The organism is Streptomyces sp. NPDC048718 (assembly GCF_043198875.1).
Classification (GTDB): Bacteria; Actinomycetota; Actinomycetes; order Streptomycetales; family Streptomycetaceae; genus Streptomyces.
Genome location: NZ_JBICVG010000001.1, coordinates 323,261 through 342,310, shown reverse-complemented (window position 1 = coordinate 342,310; position 19,050 = coordinate 323,261). Strand labels below are relative to the sequence as shown.

At 73.4% G+C, this 19,050-nt stretch carries 15 protein-coding genes and 1 pseudogene; 8 read left to right on the top strand and 8 right to left on the bottom strand.

Annotated elements, in window-relative coordinates:
- Positions 1-156: 156 nt before the first annotated feature.
- On the bottom strand, positions 157-537 hold the full coding sequence (locus ACGFRB_RS01605) for an STAS domain-containing protein (RefSeq protein ID WP_363002373.1): 381 nt from the start codon (positions 535-537) through the stop codon (positions 157-159).
- A 262-nt stretch (positions 538-799) separates the two neighbouring features.
- Here ACGFRB_RS01605 and ACGFRB_RS01600 point away from each other — a divergent pair, with 262 nt between their 5' ends.
- From ACGFRB_RS01600 to ACGFRB_RS01590, 3 genes are all read left to right on the top strand, one after another.
- Positions 800-1,393, top strand: a complete 594-nt coding sequence (locus ACGFRB_RS01600; RefSeq protein ID WP_363002371.1) for a sigma-70 family RNA polymerase sigma factor — start codon at positions 800-802, stop codon at positions 1,391-1,393.
- Positions 1,390-2,751: a zf-HC2 domain-containing protein gene (locus ACGFRB_RS01595; RefSeq protein WP_393237549.1), complete on the top strand. Its 1,362-nt coding sequence runs from the start codon at positions 1,390-1,392 to the stop codon at positions 2,749-2,751. Before ACGFRB_RS01600 ends, ACGFRB_RS01595 begins: the two co-directional genes overlap by 4 nt.
- 190 nt (positions 2,752-2,941) lie before the next feature.
- Entirely contained in the window at positions 2,942-3,466 is a 525-nt protein-coding gene (locus ACGFRB_RS01590) for a hypothetical protein (RefSeq protein WP_363002367.1), read from the top strand.
- A gap of 84 nt (positions 3,467-3,550) precedes the next feature.
- Here ACGFRB_RS01590 and purU read toward each other — a convergent pair whose 3' ends face one another.
- Both purU and ACGFRB_RS01580 read right to left on the bottom strand, forming a co-directional pair.
- Positions 3,551-4,402 (bottom strand): formyltetrahydrofolate deformylase, encoded by an 852-nt coding sequence (purU, locus tag ACGFRB_RS01585; protein WP_361226731.1) that lies wholly within the window; start codon positions 4,400-4,402, stop codon positions 3,551-3,553.
- Positions 4,403-4,628: 226 nt separating this feature from the next.
- Entirely contained in the window at positions 4,629-5,075 is a 447-nt protein-coding gene (locus ACGFRB_RS01580) for a hypothetical protein (RefSeq protein ID WP_363002602.1), read from the bottom strand.
- 183 nt (positions 5,076-5,258) lie between these two features.
- Here ACGFRB_RS01580 and ACGFRB_RS01575 point away from each other — a divergent pair, with 183 nt between their 5' ends.
- Complete coding sequence (locus ACGFRB_RS01575) at positions 5,259-6,584, top strand: ABC transporter substrate-binding protein (protein ID WP_393237545.1); 1,326 nt, start codon at positions 5,259-5,261, stop codon at positions 6,582-6,584.
- 120 nt (positions 6,585-6,704) lie between these two features.
- On the opposite strand, the gene ACGFRB_RS01570 is transcribed toward ACGFRB_RS01575, so the two are convergent.
- On the bottom strand, positions 6,705-8,057 hold the full coding sequence (locus tag ACGFRB_RS01570) for a hypothetical protein (protein ID WP_393237542.1): 1,353 nt from the start codon (positions 8,055-8,057) through the stop codon (positions 6,705-6,707).
- 405 nt (positions 8,058-8,462) lie between these two features.
- Complete coding sequence (locus ACGFRB_RS01565) at positions 8,463-9,845, bottom strand: transcriptional regulator (protein WP_361226724.1); 1,383 nt, start codon at positions 9,843-9,845, stop codon at positions 8,463-8,465.
- Between the two features lie 411 nt (positions 9,846-10,256).
- On the opposite strand from ACGFRB_RS01565, the pseudogene ACGFRB_RS01560 reads away from it, so the two are divergent.
- The 3 genes and pseudogenes from ACGFRB_RS01560 to ACGFRB_RS01550 all read left to right on the top strand — a co-directional run.
- Positions 10,257-10,907 (top strand): annotated as a pseudogene (locus tag ACGFRB_RS01560) (bifunctional DNA primase/polymerase); the annotation flags it as partial.
- Positions 10,908-11,496: 589 nt separating this feature from the next.
- On the top strand, positions 11,497-12,339 hold the full coding sequence (locus tag ACGFRB_RS01555; protein ID WP_393237538.1) for an ABC transporter ATP-binding protein: 843 nt from the start codon (positions 11,497-11,499) through the stop codon (positions 12,337-12,339).
- Complete coding sequence (locus tag ACGFRB_RS01550; protein WP_393237535.1) at positions 12,336-14,003, top strand: transporter; 1,668 nt, start codon at positions 12,336-12,338, stop codon at positions 14,001-14,003. The genes ACGFRB_RS01555 and ACGFRB_RS01550 overlap by 4 nt, the downstream gene beginning before the upstream one ends.
- A 204-nt stretch (positions 14,004-14,207) precedes the next feature.
- Here the strand turns inward: ACGFRB_RS01550 and ACGFRB_RS01545 are convergent, their stop codons facing one another.
- Together ACGFRB_RS01545 and ACGFRB_RS01540 are read right to left on the bottom strand one after the other, a co-directional pair.
- A complete protein-coding gene (locus ACGFRB_RS01545) occupies positions 14,208-15,056 on the bottom strand; it encodes an alpha/beta fold hydrolase (RefSeq protein WP_393237532.1) in 849 nt (282 codons plus the stop codon).
- Positions 15,057-15,598: 542 nt separating this feature from the next.
- A complete protein-coding gene (locus ACGFRB_RS01540) occupies positions 15,599-16,291 on the bottom strand; it encodes a metal-dependent transcriptional regulator (protein WP_363002354.1) in 693 nt (230 codons plus the stop codon).
- Positions 16,292-16,441: 150 nt separating this feature from the next.
- Between ACGFRB_RS01540 and ACGFRB_RS01535 the strand changes: the two genes are divergently transcribed.
- Entirely contained in the window at positions 16,442-17,197 is a 756-nt protein-coding gene (locus ACGFRB_RS01535; protein WP_363002352.1) for an SIS domain-containing protein, read from the top strand.
- A gap of 163 nt (positions 17,198-17,360) precedes the next feature.
- Here ACGFRB_RS01535 and ACGFRB_RS01530 read toward each other — a convergent pair whose 3' ends face one another.
- Complete coding sequence (locus ACGFRB_RS01530; RefSeq protein WP_393237528.1) at positions 17,361-18,791, bottom strand: PAS domain-containing protein; 1,431 nt, start codon at positions 18,789-18,791, stop codon at positions 17,361-17,363.
- Positions 18,792-19,050 lie beyond the last annotated feature (259 nt).

Genomic DNA, 19,050 nt, shown 5'->3' with positions numbered 1-19,050 from the left:
TGTCCAGCAGTTGCGGACGCTTGCGCATGATGACGCTGGTCGAGGGCACCGTGGTGGTCAAGGCCGGGGGACAGGATTGACCCGATCCGGTACGCAGAGGCGGGCGGCAGCCCCCGCGCCCCGATGAGTGCCGGGGCGAGGGCTGCTGTCCGAGGGTCAGGCCGACATCGGCCGGGGCCGGCCCTCGACCGCGACGGCCGCGGGGACGTCCGCGTACACGTCGAACAGGCGGCGCACCCCGAGCGCGGCGAGCACCCGGTTCATCTGCGCGCCGTCGTCGAGGCCCGGCGCGGGCAGGATCAGCCGGAGCCGGCCGCCGCACGAGCGCATCAGCCGGCGGGCGGCGATCAGCACACCGACGCCGCTGGAGTCGCAGAAGCGGACGGCCGACAGATCGAGGACCACGTCGTGCCGGCCGCCGGCGACGGCCGCGTGCACCCGCTTGCGGATCAGGGGGGAGGTGACGAGGTCGAGTTCCCCCCGGACGCGCAGCACGGTCCACGGTTCCTGCTCGTCCTCGTCGAGCTGGATCGTCACGAGCGGCACCTCTCGGGGTGGGGCGGCGGGGGCGGTGGAGCAGAGGAGGAAAGGCCCGAACGGGGGCAAACGGAGGCGAGTCTTCCTGTCCCCTCCCGCTGCCCGCTCCCGGCCGTCCGAAACCCCCGCGGTCGCCCTTGACGCGTTCCTTACCACCCCGTACCCCCTCAAGGGAGCACTTGCGACAAACCGGAGTGCGCCGCCCCGGAGCGCACTACTTTGGAAGGGACAAAGGCCGGACGCGCTGTCGGGAGGGCATCGGATGGCGGCGAAGGACACGCCCCTGCGCTGGGACCGCAGGATGCAGCAGCGACTGGCGCGCGGAGAGGCGGCGGCGCTCGGCGAGCTGTACGACAAGTTCGCCAGCCTCGTGCACAGCCTGGCCCACCGCGTCCTCGACGACGACGAAGCCGCCGACCAGGTCACCCGCGAAGTCTTCGGCTACATCTGGGAGAACCCCGACGCCTACGACCCCAAGGAGGGCAACCTCCGCGCCTGGGTGGCCCGGCTGACCCAGCGGCAGGCCGTCTACCGGCTGCGGGAGGCGGAGGCACGGGCGTACGCGGAGCGCGGCGAGGGATCGGCGGAGGAAGTGGAGCTGAAGGTACGCCGGGCCTCGGTCGCGGCTCGCGCCGACTTCATCGTGACCTCCATGCCGACGCCGCTGCGCCAAGCCCTGGAACTGGCGTACTTCCAGCGCCGGGACTACCGGCAGACCGCCGCCGACCTCGGGGTGACCGAGGACGAGGCGCGCCGCCGGCTGCGGCTCGGTCTCCAGCTCCTGTCGACCGCGAACGCCAGGCCGCTGGAGGGCTCCTCGCCGCCCGGCCACGGTGGTTACGGACGGGCGCTGTGAGCACCGGGCGTGACGATCACGAGGGGGTCGCCCGCGCTCCGTGGATACCGGGGCCGCGCCTGGCGGCCGACGACCACGCGGATCTGACCGCGCCGCCGGTGCCCGGCTCTTCGCCCTCGTCGTCATCGGGACCGGTGCCGGCACCGGCATCGGCGCCATCGGGCACGCTGCCGGGAGCGGACACGGGAAGGGGCACGGGAGCGGAATCCGAACCGCGATCGGAACCGGAACCGGAACCGGAACCGGAACCGGAACCGGAGCTGCCGCACCGGGTGCTCACCTCACTGCTCGGGGCCTGGGCCCTGTCGGCCTGCTCGGCCTCGGAGACCCTGGCCGTCGAGGCCCATCTGACCGAGTGCGCGACCTGCGCGGACGAGGCGCTGCGGCTGCGCGACGCCGTCGGACTGCTGCACGCCGAACGCGATCTGGACCTGGACCCGCTGCTGCGCTCGCGCGTCCTGGAGAACTGCCTGGGCCGCCGCCCGGCCCGGATCCCGGTGCCCACGTGGGCGACACCGTACGACGCGGAGACCGCGCGGCTCGACGCGCTGCTGCGGGACATCGGCGAGGCGGAGTGGCACGCGCCGCTGCGGCTGCGCTGGTTCGAGGGCGAGCGGAGGGTGAACCGGAAGACGACGGTGGCCGGGGTGATCGGCCATCTGCTCGCCGTCGACGGGCTGGTCGCGGCCTCCCTCGGCCTCGACGACCCGCTCGGTCCCGGCATAGGCGAGCTGTCGCCGGCCGAGCGGACGGAGGCGTACTGGGGCGGCTCCGCCGAGCCGCCGACCCGCGCGGTCCGCGAGCCCTGGCGGGAGCAGAGCCACACCCTGATCCGTACGGTGTCGTTCGCGGGACGCGGGATCGCGGACCTGACGGTCACCTACGGGGACTTCGCCATGCCGCTGCGGGACGCGCTCCTGGAGCGGGCCTTCGAGTGCTGGGTGCACGCCGAGGACATCGCGGACGCGGTGGCGTATCCGTACGAGCCGCCCAGCGGCGCCCATCTGCACGGCATGATCGACCTCGCGGCGCGGCAGCTCCCGGCGGCCCTGGCCGGGCGCCGGCGTTCGGGTCTCGCGGCACCGGCCCGCGAGCTGGTGGCGGCGGGCGCGCCGGGGCGTTCGCTGCATCTGGAGATCGAGGGCGCGGGCGGCGGGCACTGGTTCATCGCGCTCGACTCGCCGGCGGCGCGGGGCTCGCGCGAGCACACGGTGGCGCAGGTGGCCATGGACGGGGTCGAGTTCTGCCAGCTGGTCGCCGGGCACGTACCGCCGGAAGAGGCGGCGGTGGGTCAGGACGGCGACCGCGAGGCCATCCGCGACGTCCTCTCGGCGGCGGCTGCCCTGAGCCGTATCTAGTGCTGCGACCGCCGGGCCTGCCCGTATCCGACGGACCCGCCGTACCTGCCGTGCGGGTGAGGGCGCGCGCGGGCGCCGCGCGGCGGTGGCCCGGCCGGTCCCGCCGCGCGGCATAGTTCTCCGCGCACGCGGCCCGGACCGAGGCTGGACCGAGGCCGGACCGAGGGGGGGCAGACCAGGAAGGCACCTCGTGGACACCTCGACTCTGGCTCGGATCGAAGCCGCCGTCGGCGGCGGCAAGGTCGTCGTCGCCGCGGACGACGACACGATCGTGGCCCTCGTCCAGCAGGCCATCAAGAGCGGCAGGACCGCTTCCTTCTACCTCTCCCGCGCGCAGGCCCGCACCCTCCGGGAGCTGCACTGGACGCCCGAACTCGTCCGGGCTTCCCACCTGAAGGAGGTGTCGGCGGAGGAGAAGGCGCTGATCGAGGCGGAGCTGGGGGTCGCGGACCTCGGTACGTTCCGGTTCGGCCGCTTCAGCTGCAAGAACGGCCATGTCTTCACCGCGCTCGACTTCCTCCGGCACGGGGTGCGGGCGCACGGCAGGGACACGGTGAAGGCGATCTTCGAGCTGCGCGACACGGCCTTCGTGCGCGTCAACCCGCACTTCGACGTCCGCTGCGCCACCTGCGACGAGCCGATGGAGGGCGGCATCACCTACGAGGGCGACACCTACGGCGGCTGCTCCTACCCGGACCCGCCGGTCTGCCAGTGACCGACCGCCCCCGTCCCCTGCCCCCGTGCGTACGGGAGTGGGGGCAGGGGACGGGGCGACGGGGAAGGCAGTGGGGAGAAGACGTCAGTCGAAGACGACGGTGCGGTGGCCGTTGAGCAGGATGCGGTGCTCCGCGTGCCACTTGACCGCGCGGGCCAGCGCCTGGCACTCCACGTCGCGGCCGATCGCCACCAGCTGGTCCGGCGTGACCTCGTGGCCGACGCGGGCCACCTCCTGCTCGATGATCGGGCCCTCGTCGAGGTCGGCCGTCACATAGTGCGCCGTCGCGCCGATCAGCTTCACGCCCCGGGCGTGCGCCTGGTGGTACGGCTTCGCGCCCTTGAAGCTCGGCAGGAAGGAGTGGTGGATGTTGATGATCCGCCCGGTCAGCTGCTTGCACAGGTCGTCGGAGAGCACCTGCATATAGCGGGCGAGGACGACCAGTTCGACGTTCTCCGTCCGCACCAGGTCGAGAAGCTCGGCCTCGGCGCTCGCCTTGGTGTCCTTGGTGACGGGAATATGCCGGAACGGAATCCCGTACGAGCCCACCAGTTCGGCGAACTCGGTGTGGTTGGAGACCACGGCGACGATCTCGACCGGCAGCGCGCCGATCCGCGAGCGGAACAGCAGATCGTTCAGGCAGTGGCCGAACTTCGACACCATCAGCACGACGCGCATCCGGTCGTCGGCCCGGTGGAGCTGCCAGTCCATCGCGAAGGAGTCGCCCACCGCGGCGAAGCTCGCCCGCAGCTTGTCCACCGTCACCGGCGCCTCGGCGGAGAAGTGGACCCGCATGAAGAAGAGACCGGTGTCCCGGTCTCCGAACTGCTGACTGTCCTCGATGTTGCAGCCGGTGATGAAGAGATAGCTCGACACGGCGTGCACGATGCCCTGCTTGTCGGGGCAGGAGAGGGTGAGGACGTACTGGTCGGTCATTGGCCCAGCCTGCCACACCCGATGGGCCGCTTCACCGAACCGTCCGTCAGACGGACGGTTCGGACGGATGTCGGAGGGACGGTTCGGACGGGCGGTTCGGACGGACGCCGGACGAGCACCGACGGACGCCCGAGCCGGCCGGCCGGGGGGCCTTGGGCCGAGGGGCCGGAGATCGCTCCTGCCCCCTCCCGCCTCGGCCGCGCCCCAGCCTCGCCTCAGCCGCGCCTCACGCCGCCCGCGTCATGATGCGGATGACGTCGAGCGAGTGCGGCGGCGCGTCCGGCTCGTCGCCGTCCGCCGCGGCCATCCGTATGTGCGCCTCACGGGCGGCCTGGACGGCGTCCGGCCACTCGGGGTGGTCGAGGAACGCGGAGACCGGGGCGTCCGTACCGACCTGGTGCATGATCCGCAGGACGCGCAGCACGACCATGTCGACGAGCGCCGCCTCGCCGGAGTCGCGGAATATCGCTCCCACGTATTTCTCCGCGGACCAGTTGTCCAGCCAGGTGTCCTCCACCAGTCGGTAGACGGCGTCGGTGACGTCGCCGTACCCCTCCTGGCCGGTCCGCCAGGTCGTCTCGTGGAACCCCGGGTCCGAGAGCATGTGCAGCGCCGAGCGCACGTTCACGCGCCAGCGCCACCACGGCATGTCGTTGAGAGGCATGCCGCCCATGGTGGAGGAGCGACGGCCGCGGCGGGAAGGGTTCTCGGAAGGGGAGGTGGAGCTGGACACCGGTCGATCGTACGTTCCGGGTCCGACAGGCCCGGTGCCGACTCTCGTAATTCACCCCGTGGTCACCCTGCGTTGGGCCCGGCTCACTCCCGCGTTACCTATCGGGAGGAATGGTGCGTGTCCATGACCGGCAGGCGACTCACCTCACTTCTCGCATATGCGACAACCATGGCGGCAGCGGCGTCCCCGCTGACCGGCTGTGGCGTACTCCCCGGAGTGACGGCGGGCTCCAGGGAGCCCGTCACCGTCATGACCTGGGCCCCGGACCGTACGCGCGCCACAAATATGCCCGGCATGCCGGCCATGGCCCAGGCATATGCCCGTTGGGTCAACGCCAACGGCGGCATCGACGGACACGAACTGCGCGTCCTCACCTGCAACGAGCGGAACACCGGCGCCGGGGCCGCCGCGTGCGCCCGCCGGGCCGCCCGCGAGGGGGCCGTCGCCGTCGTGGGCTCGTACAGCCAGCACGGCAACGCCTTCATGGCGCCGCTGGAGGCCGCCGGCATCCCCTATATCGGCGGCTACGGGATCTCGGAGGACGAGTTCACCAGCTCGCTGTCCTATCCGGTCAACGGCGGGGTGGCCGCCCTGGTCGCCGGCCACGGCACCCAGCTCGCCGCGTCCTGCCGCGAGGTCGCCCTGGTCCGGCCGGACACCATCGCCGGCGACCGGCTGCCCGATCTGCTGAACGCCGGGCTGCGCGGGACCGGCCACGACGGCGCGTTCGACATCCCGGCGCCCGAGGACGCCGACGAGTACACCCGGCAGGCCGGCCAGGCACGCACCCGCGCGGGCGGCACGGACGGCTGTGTCGCCGCCGTCCTCGGCGAACGCACCCAGGTGTTCTTCGACTCCTACCGGCGGCTGCCCGCCGACGGGCAGGGGGCGGCGGACGGGCAGGGGGCGGCGGACGGGCAGGCGGACGGCGGGACCGTGTCGCCGCCGGGCGAGGGCGCCCCGCGGATCTCCTCCGTGCTCGGCAGCGTCGACCAGCCGCTGATCGACCGTACGGGCGGCGCGCACGGCCCGTTCGAGGGCGCGTACGTCACCGGCTGGTACCCGCAGGCCGACGACCCGGCGTGGCAGCCGATGCGGAAGGTGATCAAGGAGCACGCCTTCGCCGACAACCGCGTCGACCCGACCGACGCCGGTGTGCAGACGACCTGGATCGCGTACACCGTGCTGCGCCGGCTCGTCGAATCCCTCGACAGTGACCGGATCACCCCGCTCCAGCTGTCGCACGCGCTCGACCAGGGCGCGCGGATCGAGACCGGGGGCCTGACGCCCCCGCTGCGCTGGCGGTACGACGATCTGCTCGGCGCCCCCGACTTCCCCCGGATCGTCAACCACGCGGTGACGTTCCAGGTGGTCCGGCAGGGCCGGCTCGTCACACAGCGGCCGGGCTTCGTCGACGTCGGGAAGACGATCGTGGCCGGCCCGTCCTGACGCCCGGTCCGTGAAGGAGCGGGCGGACGGACAGACAGACCCACGGGCGGTCAGCCGGCAGTCGACAGGCGACAGCCGGACCGGCCTACGGCCGGCAGCCCCGCCGGCCGAACCGCCCGCTCAGAGCTGGGACCACTCGCGCCGCGTCAGCTCGTACTTGTCGGCGGTCGGGTTCCAGAGCCCGGAGGCCTCCTTCTTGGCCGCGGTCGCCTCGCCGCTCTTCCTGTCCCCCGCCTTGGACTGGCTGGTGGCGCCGGCGTGGCCGCCCTTGCAGACCTTGTGGTTCTTCTTCGCCTGGACCGCCCACCCCGCGTAGTAGTCGTCGGCCGCGGCCGACGCCTGCCAGGCCTTGATGAGGGAGACCTTGAGCGCCGCGTTGTTCGGGATCTTGTCCACGGGCAGCGCCTGGAGGCGGGTGACGAGACCGCGCCGCTGGGCGGCGGCGCCGCGCAGATCGGTGGCGGCCTGGTCGAGGTCGTCGCACCGCTTGATCAGCTCGACCGAACGGATCACCGCGTCGCGGCTGCTGTTGCTGTCCGCGAGAAGCTTGTCGAGCCCTTCCGCCTGGGTCTTCACGGGGTCGACGGGCGCCGGCTCCGACGGCTTCTCCTCCGTGGCGGTGGGCGGCGCGGGCGAGCCGGCGGCCACGTTCTGGCTGTCCTTGGCGGCGGTGTCCTTCTTGTCGTCGCCGCCACCGCCGCTGAGCAGCGCGCCCGCGCCGAGCCCGACCGCGGCGCAGCCCGCGACGACGGCCGCGATCAGCTTCACCGGCGGCTTGCGGCGCGGCGGTTCGGGCTCGGCGTACTGCGGGGGCTGGTAGCTGTCCTGGTAGCCGCCGTACGGCTGCTGCTGCGGCGCCGGGGCGGCGGCCTGCGGATGCGGATAGCCGTAACCGGGCTGCTGTCGCGGCGGGCCGGCGGGCGGCGCGGCCTGCGGGTGCGGGTAGCCGTACCCCGGCGGCGGGGTCTGCGGCGCCTGCCGCGGGGTGTCGCTGCGGAAGAGGTTGTCGAAGTCGGCGAGCGGCGGCCGTTCCTGCGTCGCGTGCGGCGGCGGTACGGCGCCGGGCGGCGGGCCCTGCGGCGGCTGCCCCTGCGGGAGCCCCTGCTGGGGTACGGGCGGGAGGTACTGCGTCGCCGCCTGGTTGTCCTGGGCCGCGGGGACCGGCGGCAGGTACTGCGTGGACTGGTTGTCCGGGGTCGCCGCGACCGGCGGCAGGTACTGCGTGGACTGCGCGTCCGGGCCGACCGGGGCGGCCGGGTGCGGGTAGCCGTAGCCGGGCTGCGGGGCGCCCTGCTGCGGGGCGGCGTGCGGGTGCGGATAGCCGTAGCCGGGCTGCGGCGGCGCCCCCGCGCCCGGTATCGGCGGCAGGTACTGCGTCGCCTGGGCGTCCGAGGAGCCACCAGGGGTCACCTCAGGGGGGAGGGGCTGAGCGGCCGGATACTGCTGCTCCGGCCCCTGTCCGCTGTGCGTCACCGGGACTCCTACTGCTGGACTGTGTCTGCGTCGGCCTACCTACGGAACCGTCGGCTCACGCTACCGGGTGGGCCAGGGACCCCGCACACACGTCCGACCCAGGTGTAACGGAGGTGTGATGTCGGTGATCTCCGTCACGCCTCCTTCTTCACACCGCCTCCCCGGGGCCGCCTTCTCCGTGTCCCGCTCCTTCACGCGGCCTCCGCCCCGGCGCCCGGTACCCGCGCTTTCACTCCTCTTCACACCTTTCACCACCCCGGCGCGCCCCCTCCAGACACCTCCAGACGCCTCCCGGCGCATCCCCGGCGCCCGCTGACCGCCCCTGCCCCTTCCTTGTCCCTTCCTTGCCCCTTCCCGATACACCCCCGGCGCCTCCCCGGCGCTCCCCACGGCCGCGCGCGCCCCTCACGCCGCGTACAGATCCAGCCGGGTCCCGAACTCCCGTACCACCACCTCCCCCGCGAACGGCTCCAGACGCTCCTTCAGATCACCCAGGTACTCCATCCCGCGTGAGGACCGCAGCGACCGCAGCAGCTCCAGCGCCCGTCCGCCGGTGTGCACCGCCTGTTCCACCTCGCGCTGCTGCACCTGCGCGGCGGCGAGCAGCGCGAGCCCGATGGCGCGCCGCCGGGCCCGCCCCTCCGGGTGCCCGGCCAGCGACTTCCGGGCCGCGAGCGCAGCCTCCCGCCCCCGCCCGAGGTCCCGGTGACCGTGCGCCAGCTCGTCCGCGAGGTACGCCTCGTCGAAGTGGGCGATCCAGTCCGGGTCGTCGCCCTGCTCCGGATCGGCCCGCTCCAGCGCCTCCTCGGCCCGCCCGCCGACCAGGTCGAAGGCGTGCCCGTCGCCCAGCAGCGCGTGCCCGCGGGCCTCGGCGGCCAGGAACATCGCCTGGGCGCGCGGCGGCACCTGCCCGCGCGCCCCCTCCTGCGCCGCCCGCGCGAGCTGGGCGATCTCGCGCGGGTTGCCGAGCTGGGCGGCGAGATGGCTCATCGACGCGGCGAGCACATAGCCGCCGTACGCCCGGTCCCCGGCCGCCTGGGCGAGCCGCAGCGCCTGGATGTAGTAGCGCTGGGCGAGCCCCGGCTGACCGGTGTCGACGGCCATGTACCCGGCCAGCTCGGTCAGCCGCGAGACCGCCGCGAACAGATCGCGCCCCACGGCCTCCCGGTAGGAGCCGGAGAGCATCCCCGACACCACGCTGTTGAGGTAGTGGACGACCACCGGACGCACATGCCCGCTGCCGAACTGCCGGTCGAGCCGGACCAGCGCGCCCGTCATCGCCCGTACCGCCGCCACGTCCGAGGCCCCGACCCGCGCCCCGGCGGCCCGCGCGACCATCGGGTCGGGCCCGGTGATCAGCCAGTCGCGGCTGGGCTCGACGAGCGCGGAGGCGGCGACCGCCGAGCCGGACAGGAAGTCCCGGCGGCCGACGTCGCTGCGCCACAGCTCGCACACCTGCTCGATGGCACCGAGGACGGTCGGCGCGAACTGGAGGCCGACGCCGGAGGCGAGGTTGCGGCCGTTGGCCATGCCCACCTCGTCGATGGTGACCGTACGGCCCAGCTTGCGGCCCAGCGCCTCCGCGATGATCCCGGGCGCCCGGCCGCGCGGCTGCTGCCCGCGCAGCCAGCGCGCCACGGACGTCTTGTCGTACCGCAGGTCGAGGCCGCGCTCCGCGCCGACCATGTTGACCCTGCGGGCGAGGCCGGCGTTGGAGCACCCTGCCTCCTGGATGAGCGCCTGCAGCCGTTCGTTGGGCTGGCGGGCGACGAGTGGCCTGACTGCCATGGTTGTTACCCCCTGAGGCCGGCGTACGGTGCGGGCCTGCCTGGTCGTCCCGGCGGTTCCGGTCCGCGGTCCCGGCGCTTCGGCCGGGCCCGTCGGTCGCGTTCGTCGGTCACGTTCGTCGATCCGGCCGGTCGGTCGGTCGCCTTCGTCGATCCCGTCGATCGACTGGCTGATCACTGCCCGGCCGAATTCCGGTCAATGCAGATGTGAACACGCGAAACCGGACACGCCGGCCGCGACGGTCTCCAGGGCTCCCGCGTCGGTGCCCCAGCACTGCGTACCCGCCCCACCGCCCCCACCTCACCACGCGCCCCCGCCCGTGCACCCGTGCGCCCCGTGCAGGGGAACGATGCGCCACCCACCAGAGCGTGACGCCCGTAACCCCGGGTGACGGCGGCAGTTGAGTGCGGTGTGGAAGAGACCATCGGAGTCACGAAATCCGCACAGATCCCCAAGGAACGACGAGAGTCGCTTCTGGACAACGCCGTGCGGTACGCGGAAGAGCGGCACTGGGACGTGTTCCCGGGGACCTGGCTGGAGGCCGTGCCAGGCGGCCTCATGCGCTGTTCCTGTGACGCGGAAGCATGTCGCATGCCCGGCGCCCACCCGGTCAGGCCCGACTGGTCGACCCAGGCCACGGGCAGCGCCGGCGGTGCGCGCCGGTTGTGGTCGAAACATCCGACCGCGTCCATCCTGCTGCCCACCGGCCGTACGTTCGACGCCATCGAGGTCTCCGAGACGGCCGGGCTGCTCGCGCTGGCCCGGATGGAGCGGATGGACGCGATGCTCGGCCCGGTGACCCACACCCCCGACCGCCGGATGTACTTCTTCGTCCTGCCCGGCTCCGCCGGCAAAATGCCGGACCTGGTGCGCAGCCTGGGCTGGCTGCCGTCCGTGCTCGGGCTCGTCGGATACGGCGAGGGGCGGTACGTGGTGGCCCCGCCGACCCGGGTCGGCGGCTACGGCCTCGTGCAGTGGGCGCGCAAGCCGACCCCGGCGAACCGCTGGCTGCCCGATGTCGAGGAGCTGATCGCCCCGCTCGCGTACGCGCGCGGCCGGGAGATGGCGGACGCCCGGGACCGGGACGAGGAGGAGGCGCGGCGCATCGACCGGGTCGAGCGCGCCGGGCGTACGTACGCCGCCGAGCGGGCCGCACGCGCCGAGCGCAGGGAGCACGCCGAGCGCCGCGAACACGCGGAGCGCAAGGAGCGCATGGAACGGATGGAGCGGGTCTCGCGCGCCGACCGCCGGGAGCACGCGGACCGGGCGGAGCGCGCCGAGGCCACGAGGCGCCCGGGGCCGCCGGACCGGCCCCGGCTGCCGCAGCGCCCCGGACCCACGACCCGGCACACCGGGCCCGCGACTCCGCACCTGTAACGAGGCCCGCCAAAGGCGGCTCCCCTCGCCCGTGCCCCTCCCCGCGTCCGTGCCCCTCCCCGCGTCCGTACCCCTCCCCGCGTCCGTACTCCTCCCCGCGCCCCGCCGTATCGCCCCCGCGTCTCCCCGCCCCTCCCCGCTTCTCCTCATCCCTCCTCGTCCCTCCTCGCTCTCACGCTTCACGCGCTTCTCGACAAAGTGGCTAAATGGCCTGATCCCACCCCGCCCGTAAGGTTGTCCCGACCACATGGGGCAACGGAGGGGGTAGACGCATATGGCACCTGACCAGGCATATGACGGTTCGTTGGATACGGAGGGTGGTGCGCCGGAGACCGGCGCCACGCCCGCCGTCCAGGTCGAGGGGCTGTGGAAGCGATTCGGCCAGCAGATCGCGGTGAACGGGGTCGATCTGGTCCTGCCCGCAGGCAAGTTCATCGGTCTGGTCGGCCCGAACGGGGCGGGCAAGACCACCACGCTGTCGATGATCACGGGCCTGCTGCGACCCGACGCCGGACGCATCCGGGTCGCGGGGCACGACGTCTGGGCCGACCCCGAGTCGGTCGCCCAGGTCAAGACGCGCATCGGCGTGCTGCCGGAGGGGCTGCGGATGTTCGAGCGGCTCTCGGGCCGTGAACTCCTCGCGTACAGCGGGCGGCTGCGCGGGCTGCCCGGCGCCGAGGTCGACAAGCGCGCGACCCAGCTGCTCGACGTCCTCGACCTCGCGGGCTCGCAGCACAAGCTGGTCGTGGACTACTCGACCGGCATGCGCAAGAAGATCGGCCTGGCCGCCGCGCTGCTGCACAACCCCGAAGTCCTCTTCCTGGACGAGCCGTTCGAGGGAGTCGACCCGGTCTCCGCGCAGACCATCCGCGGTGTCCTGGAGCGCTACACCTCCTCCGGCGCCACCGTCGTCTTCTCCAGCCATGTCATGGAGCTGGTGGAGTCGCTGTGCGACTGGGTCGCGGTCATGGCGGCCGGACAGATCCGCGCGCAGGGCCCGCTGGAAGCCGTACGGGGCTCGGCGCCGTCGCTCCAGGCCGCCTTCCTGGAACTGGTCGGCGCGAACGGGCGGGACAGCGGCGAGTCCCTGGACTGGCTGGGCGGGCCTGCCCGATGACCACCGCCACTCCTCCCGTGTCCCCTTCGGCGCCCTCCCCCGCGTCCTCTCCGGCGTCCGCCGCGAAGGCGCCGTCACTGACCGCGGTCTTCGTCCGGCTCAAGCTGTCGATCCTGAAGAACGGGCTGAAGCAGTCGGGCGGCCGGACGGCCGCGTTCATCGCCTCGGTCGTCTTCGCCGCGCTCTTCGCCGCCGGCATGCTGCTCTCCTTCCTCGGGCTGCGCGGCCACACGGACGCGAGCACGGTGGCGGTGCTGCTCACCGGCGTGTTCGCGCTCGCCTGGACGGTCATGCCGCTGTTCGTGCCGAGCGGCGACGAGACGCTCGACCCCTCGCGTCTGGTGATGCTGCCGCTGCGGCCCCGGCCACTGACCCGGGCCCTGCTCGTGGCCTCGCTGGTCGGCATCGGCCCGGTGCTCACCCTGGTGCTGATACTGGGCGCGGCGCTGGCGCTCGCGCACGGCGCGGTCGCGACGGTCGTCGCCGTGCTCGCCGTCCCGCTGGCGGTCGTCGGCTGCGTGGCCCTGTCGCGCGCCGTCGCCGCCGCGAACATCCGGCTCCTCACCTCCCGCAAGGGACGCGACCTCGCCCTGCTGTCCGGTCTGATCATCGCGGTCGGCATGCAGCTGGTGAACTTCGGCGCGCAGCGGCTCAGCCAGGCGGGCGGGCTCTCCACGCTCCGGCCCGCCGCCGAGGTGGTGGGCTGGCTGCCGCCGGCCTCCGCCCTCTCCGCGATCGACGCGGCGGCCGACGGTGACTACGCGATCGCCGTCGTGAAGCTGCTGATCGCCGGGGCCGCCCTGGTGGGGCTCGTCGCCTGGTGGCAGCGCAGCCTCGTACGGCTGATGACCGAGCCGGACGGCTCGACGATCGGCGCGGCCGGGGGCGGCGCGGGCGCCAAGGACGCGAAGGCCGGCTCGGGCCGGCTCGGCCGGATGCTGCCGGCCGGGCGCACCGGCGCCGTGATGGAGCGCAGCCTGCGCTACATCTGGCGCGACCCGAAGACGAAGGCGTCGTGGGTGACCTCGCTCGCCGTCGGTCTGATCATCCCGGTGGTCAACGCCGTGCAGGGCGTCGGCACGCTCTACTGGGCGTGCTTCGCCACGGGCATGCTCGGCATGCAGATGTTCAACCAGTTCGGCCAGGACACCTCGGCGTTCTGGATGGTCGCGCAGACCATCTCCACCAAGGCCGACGCGTACGCCGAACTGCGGGCGCGGGCGCTGGCGCTGCTGGCCATCACCGTGCCGTACACGCTCCTGGCGTTCGTGATCACGGCGTCGGTCCTCGGCGACTGGAGCGGCTTCGCGAGGATCCTGGGCGTGGCGTTCGGGATACTCGGCGCGATGGTGGGTCTCGGCGCGCTGGCGTCGGCGAACTTCCCGTACTCGATCCCGCAGGACAGCGCCTACAAGAACGTGGCGCCGGGGCAGGGCGGGCTCGCCTGGCTGTCCATCTTCGGCAGCATGATCGCGGCCTCGGTGCTGTGCGGGCCGCTGATCGCGGCGTCGCTCCTGCTCGACCAGGGCGCCGTGACGAGCGTGTGGCTGCTGCTCGGCGGCACGCTGTACGGCGCGTTGATCGTGTGGGCCGGGGTGAAGCTGGCGGCCCCGCGCGTCGCGAAGCGGCTGCCGGAGATCCTGGCGGCGGTGAGCAAGGGCTGACGGCTCCAGGGCCGACAGTGCCACCGGGCCGGTGTTGACGAGGCCCCCGCTTCGGCGGGGGCCTTCGCGCTGTCCGGGGCGGGGCGCGGCTCGGGAGCGGGGGCGCGGGGCGTGGATAAGGGCGCGCCGGGGGGTACGGGCAGCGGGGGTACGGCTCCGGGGGCGCGCGCTGTGTGCGTACGCCCCCCGCCCCCGCCCCCGGGCTCAGACGGCGAGGACGCCGTTCAGGAACGGTTCGACGACCTCACGCCACGCCTCGGCGTGCTCGTAGTGCAGCAGATGGCCCGCGTCGGGGATCTCGGCGTACTCGCCCCGGGGCAGGACCCGGACCATCTCCTGGGCCTCGGCGCGGCCGAGTTCGCCGTCGAGCCCGCGGACGACGAGGGTCGGGCAGGCGACCTGGGCCAGTGAGTCCCAGTGCGCCTCACGGGCCCAGATCTCGCGGGAGGTGAGCATCTGGGAGGTGTCGAAGACGGGCCGCCAGCCGTCGGCGTGCTCGGCCATCACCTCGGCGAAGAACGCGCCCCGGGCCGGCCGGGGCCGCTCCACCCAGGGGTCGTCCTCGCCGAACCAGCGGTGCACGGCGTCGAGCGAGGGGAACGGCACCGGCCAGTGGTGGAACCAGTCCTGCCACTCGCGCTGCGAGGCCGCGCCGAGCGCGGAGGGCCGCATGTCGCAGATGACCAGCGCGCGGACCAGGTCGGGGCGCTCGGCGGCCAGCCGCCAGGCGGTGAGCGCGCCCATGGAGTGGCCGACCAGCGTCACCGGGCCGATGCCGAGATCCTCGACGACGGCGGCGGCGTCGGCCACGTACGCCTCGCAGGTGTACGGGCCTGTCGGCTTCTCACTCGCGCCGTGACCGCGCTGGTCCAGGGCGATCGTGCGATGCCGCGGCGCCAGCCACTCGGCGGCCGGCGCCCAGTGGGAGGCGCTGCCCATCAGCCCGTGCAGCAGCAGCACGCCGGGGCCGCTCGCGGGCGCGCCCGGTTCCGTGAAATCCCAGGCCACCAGGCGTACGCCGTCGGCTCCCTTGACGTCGAGTCGTCGCACCATGCCCCTCGACACCCCCTCTTTCCCCATGACCCCGCCTGATCCGTGGAACTGCGTCAGATTATCGAACCCGTATTCGAAAACACTCTTCTGCCACGTGACACCCCACCTTCGAGTGACAGCCCTCAAGGGTTGACGACCTCGGCCGGGGGGAGATCTTGAACGGGGGGCGGACCGCTCGGGGAAACCGGTCCGCGGGGAATGACCTTGAGAGCTCGGGGCTCCGGGTCAGCACAGGGGAGGACGAACCCCGGCGCCATGCGGCGCCGGGGTTCTCTGTCGCGTCCGTGTCCGTGTCCGTGGTCGGGAGGGCGGCCCTCATCCCCTCAGCGTGGCACAAAAAGGGGCGTACGCGCGGCCGTTCCGCCGTGAATAGTGGCGGGAAGCGCCGGGGTCACAGGAAAAACACTTCCCAGGGGCCGGGTCGGCGGACGGCGTCGGGATCCGGGCCGGGTGCGTGGCTCGGGTCGGGGGCGCCTCGGGGCGGCCCGGGTCGGGGGCGCCTCGGGGCCGGCTCGGGTCGGGGGCGGAGGGCCGGCTCCGGCTCAGCGCTTGGCGACGAAGACGTGCGCCGCGATCTCCGCGTTCAGCTCGGCCGCCTCGCCGCTGCTGCCCACGAGGACACCGCCGGGCGACTCCGTCACCGACACCACGGAGCCGGGCTGCACGCCCGCCCGCCGCAGCGTGTACATCAGCTGCGCGTCCGTCTGGATCGGCTCGCCGATCCGCCGCACGATCACCGTCTTGCCGTCGACGCCGGCCTCCAGGTCCGCGAGCGACACCATCGACTCGTCCAGGAAGGACTCCGCCTCGGACCGCTCGCCCAGCTCTTCGAGACCCGGGATCGGGTTGCCGTACGGCGACTCCGTCGGGTGCCGCAGCAGCTCCAGGACGCGGCGCTCCACGGCCTCGCTCATCACGTGCTCCCAGCGGCACGCCTCGGCGTGGACCTGCTCCCACTCCAGGCCGATGACGTCCACCAGCAGGCACTCGGCGAGCCGGTGCTTGCGCATCACGCGCGTGGCCATGCGGCGGCCCTCGTCGGTCAGCTCCAGGTGGCGGTCGCTGGCGACGGCCACCAAGCCGTCCCGCTCCATGCGGGCCACGGTCTGGCTCACGGTCGGACCGCTCTGGTCCAGCCGTTCCGCGATCCGGGCACGCATCGGGACCACACCTTCCTCCTCCAGCTCCAGGATGGTGCGGAGATACATCTCGGTGGTGTCGATCAGTCCGGACATACGTGCCCCTCGATGAGTCGTGCGCTGGCCCTGCCCCAATTCTGACGCATCGCACCGACAACCGTGGCGCGCCGGACGAGGCGGTATTGACAGAGCAATGGTCCGGACCGCACCGTGATCCGCGACCACGAGGGAGAAGGAGCCGCCGCCATGGGCGAGAGCAAGCTGGCCGGGCAGTTCTTCGACGCCGCCATCGGCCTGCTGGAGAAGGTACGGAACGAGGAAACGGCGTCCGTCGCCGCCGCCGGAACCGCCATCGCCGACACCGTCGCCGCGGGCGGCCGGCTCTTCGCGTTCGGCGCGGGCCACTCGTCGCTGGCCGCGCAGGACGTGGTCTACCGCGCGGGCGGACTGGCCCTGATGAACCTGCTCGCGGTGCCGGGCACCGTCGGCGTCGACGTCGTACCCGCGACCCTCGGCTCGGCCCTGGAACGGGTCGACGGCCTCGCGGGCGCGGTCCTCGACTCCTCCCCCGCCCGGGCCGGCGACGTCCTGGTGATCATCTCCCTGTCCGGGCGCAACGCCCTGCCGGTCGAGATGGCGATGAACGCGCGCGCCCTCGGCCTGACCGTGATCGGGGTGACCTCGGTGGCGTACGCGACGAAGACCCGCTCCCGGCACGCCTCGGGCACGTACCTCATGGACCACTGCGACATCCTCCTCGACTCCAAGATCCCCGTCGGGGACGCGGAGCTCTCCCACGAGGCCGTCGACGCGCCGTTCGGCCCCGCCTCGACGGTCGTCACCAGCGCCCTGATGCAGGCCATGACGGCGGCGGCGGTCGAGGAGCTGGTCCGGCGGGGCATCGAGCCGCCGCTGCTGCGCTCGGGGAACGTGGACGGCGGCCACGAGTGGAACGGCCGGGTGATGACGGAGTACGGGGACCGCATCTTCTACCGCCACTGAGGCGGCGGCAGGGCCGGGGCGGCGGGCAGGCGGCCGGACCGATGCGCCGGCCCCGAGATCCCGATCCTGAGGCGGTGTCACCGCCGGGGTCGGCCCCTGGGCCCGGAAACTTCAGCCGTACGGGGGTCGTGGCGAGTATCCGCCAGGGCCCCCGCTCCTTTGTTCAGGTCTCGTCGGCCCGCGGCGCCGTCCCGGCCGCCAGCCGCGCCGCTACCTGGGCCGCCACCGTTTCGGCATATGCCGTGTCCTCACGGCAGAAGGCCGGCCGGAACGCCGAGCGCAGGAAGGTGAGGACGCCGAGCGTACGGCCGCCGGCCCGCAGTGGCAGGCACAGGGCGCGCACCGTGTCCGCCGGCCAACGGTGGTCGGCGGCCCAGCGCGGCGCGTCGGCGGCGGAGGTGCCTGGGGCAGGGGTTCCGGAGGCGGGCGTGCCGGGCGTGGCGGAGGTTCGGGGCGTGGCGGCGCCGGGTGCCTCGGCATGGGCCGGGGCCGGGTGGGCGAGCGCCAGGAGCGCCGGATGGGCGGCGGGGTAGCGGGTCGGGATGCCGCCGGAGGAGACGGTCGCGACGGGCCCGGGAGAGGCCGTGCCGGACAGGCTGGCGAGGATCCGCACCAGCCGTCCGTCCGAGGTCGCCCGGTCGACCAGGACGTGGTCCGCGTAGCCCGTGAGCACCGTGTCGAGGAGCGCGGCGGCGGCCCGCTCCGGGTCCTCGCACTCGGCGGCGGCGGCACACGCGCGGTGCAGCCGGGCGAAGCGCAGGGTCAGCCGGTCGGCGTCCCGGGCGGCCCGGCGGGCGTCGGTGACGTCCTGGAAGATCCAGCCCGCGCCCAGCGGTACGGGGTCGTCGGCCTCGGCGAACGGCGAGGCGAGCCGGACGAAGCCGCAGCGCCAGCAGCGGCGGCGGTCGCCGTGCGGGCCGCGCAGGGTCACCCAGACGTCGGCCGGTTCGGGCGCGCTGCCGGTGGCGAGGACGTGCAGGAGGGCACTCTCCAGTTCGTCGACCCCTTGGCCGACGAGATCGCCGAGCGGGCGGCCGAGCAGGGTGGCGCGGGGCGCGCCGAACGCGCGCGCGGCGTGGCCGTTCAGCACGGCGGGCCGCAGATCCGGGTCGACGAGGACGACCCCCCAGGCGGCGTCCGCGAGCAGCGCCTCGCCGAGCGCGAGCGAGCGTTCCAGGTCGATCTGGACGTGCGTCTCGCCGAAGGCGCAGTACACCCCGGCCGGGCGCTCGTCGGCGCCGCGCACCCCGGTGGTCTGGGTGCGGACCAGGACCCGTCCGCCGTCCTTGCGCAGCAGGGCGAACTCGTGGACCTGCCGGCCGGGCGCCGACATCGCGCACATCAGCCGCGCCAGGATCTCCTCGGCGTCGGCGCTGCGGGCCGCCCATCCGTCGAAACCGCGCCGCCCGACGGCCTCCCGGGCGCTCCAGCCGAGAATGCGTTCGGCCTCGCGGTTCCAGTGGGTGATGGTGCCGGTGGCGTCCAGCGCGCAGAGCGCCGCGTCCATCCCGTCGAGCAGAGCGGCGAGAAGATCGACGCCCGGAACCTCCGGGACGCTCGCCGTGTCGGTCGTGTCGCGCATAGAGCCACTCATCAGGCCACCCCCTGTCTCATTCAACTCGAAACGTGACCCAGGACACAGCCCCTTCGGTGAAGTTCGGCGTAAGTAAGCCACAAAAAATCCGCCGCCGGATCCACGGGGGAGGAAGGACGGGAAAAACCGGTTGAGCCGGCCGGCGGCCGCTTCCTAGGGTGGGGCTACACGCGAAAGGAGGTGATCCGGAAAAATGATTTCTTTTCGGACTCGTGAGGTGACTGCGGGCTAAGGCCTGCCGTCGCACTCCTGTGCGGTT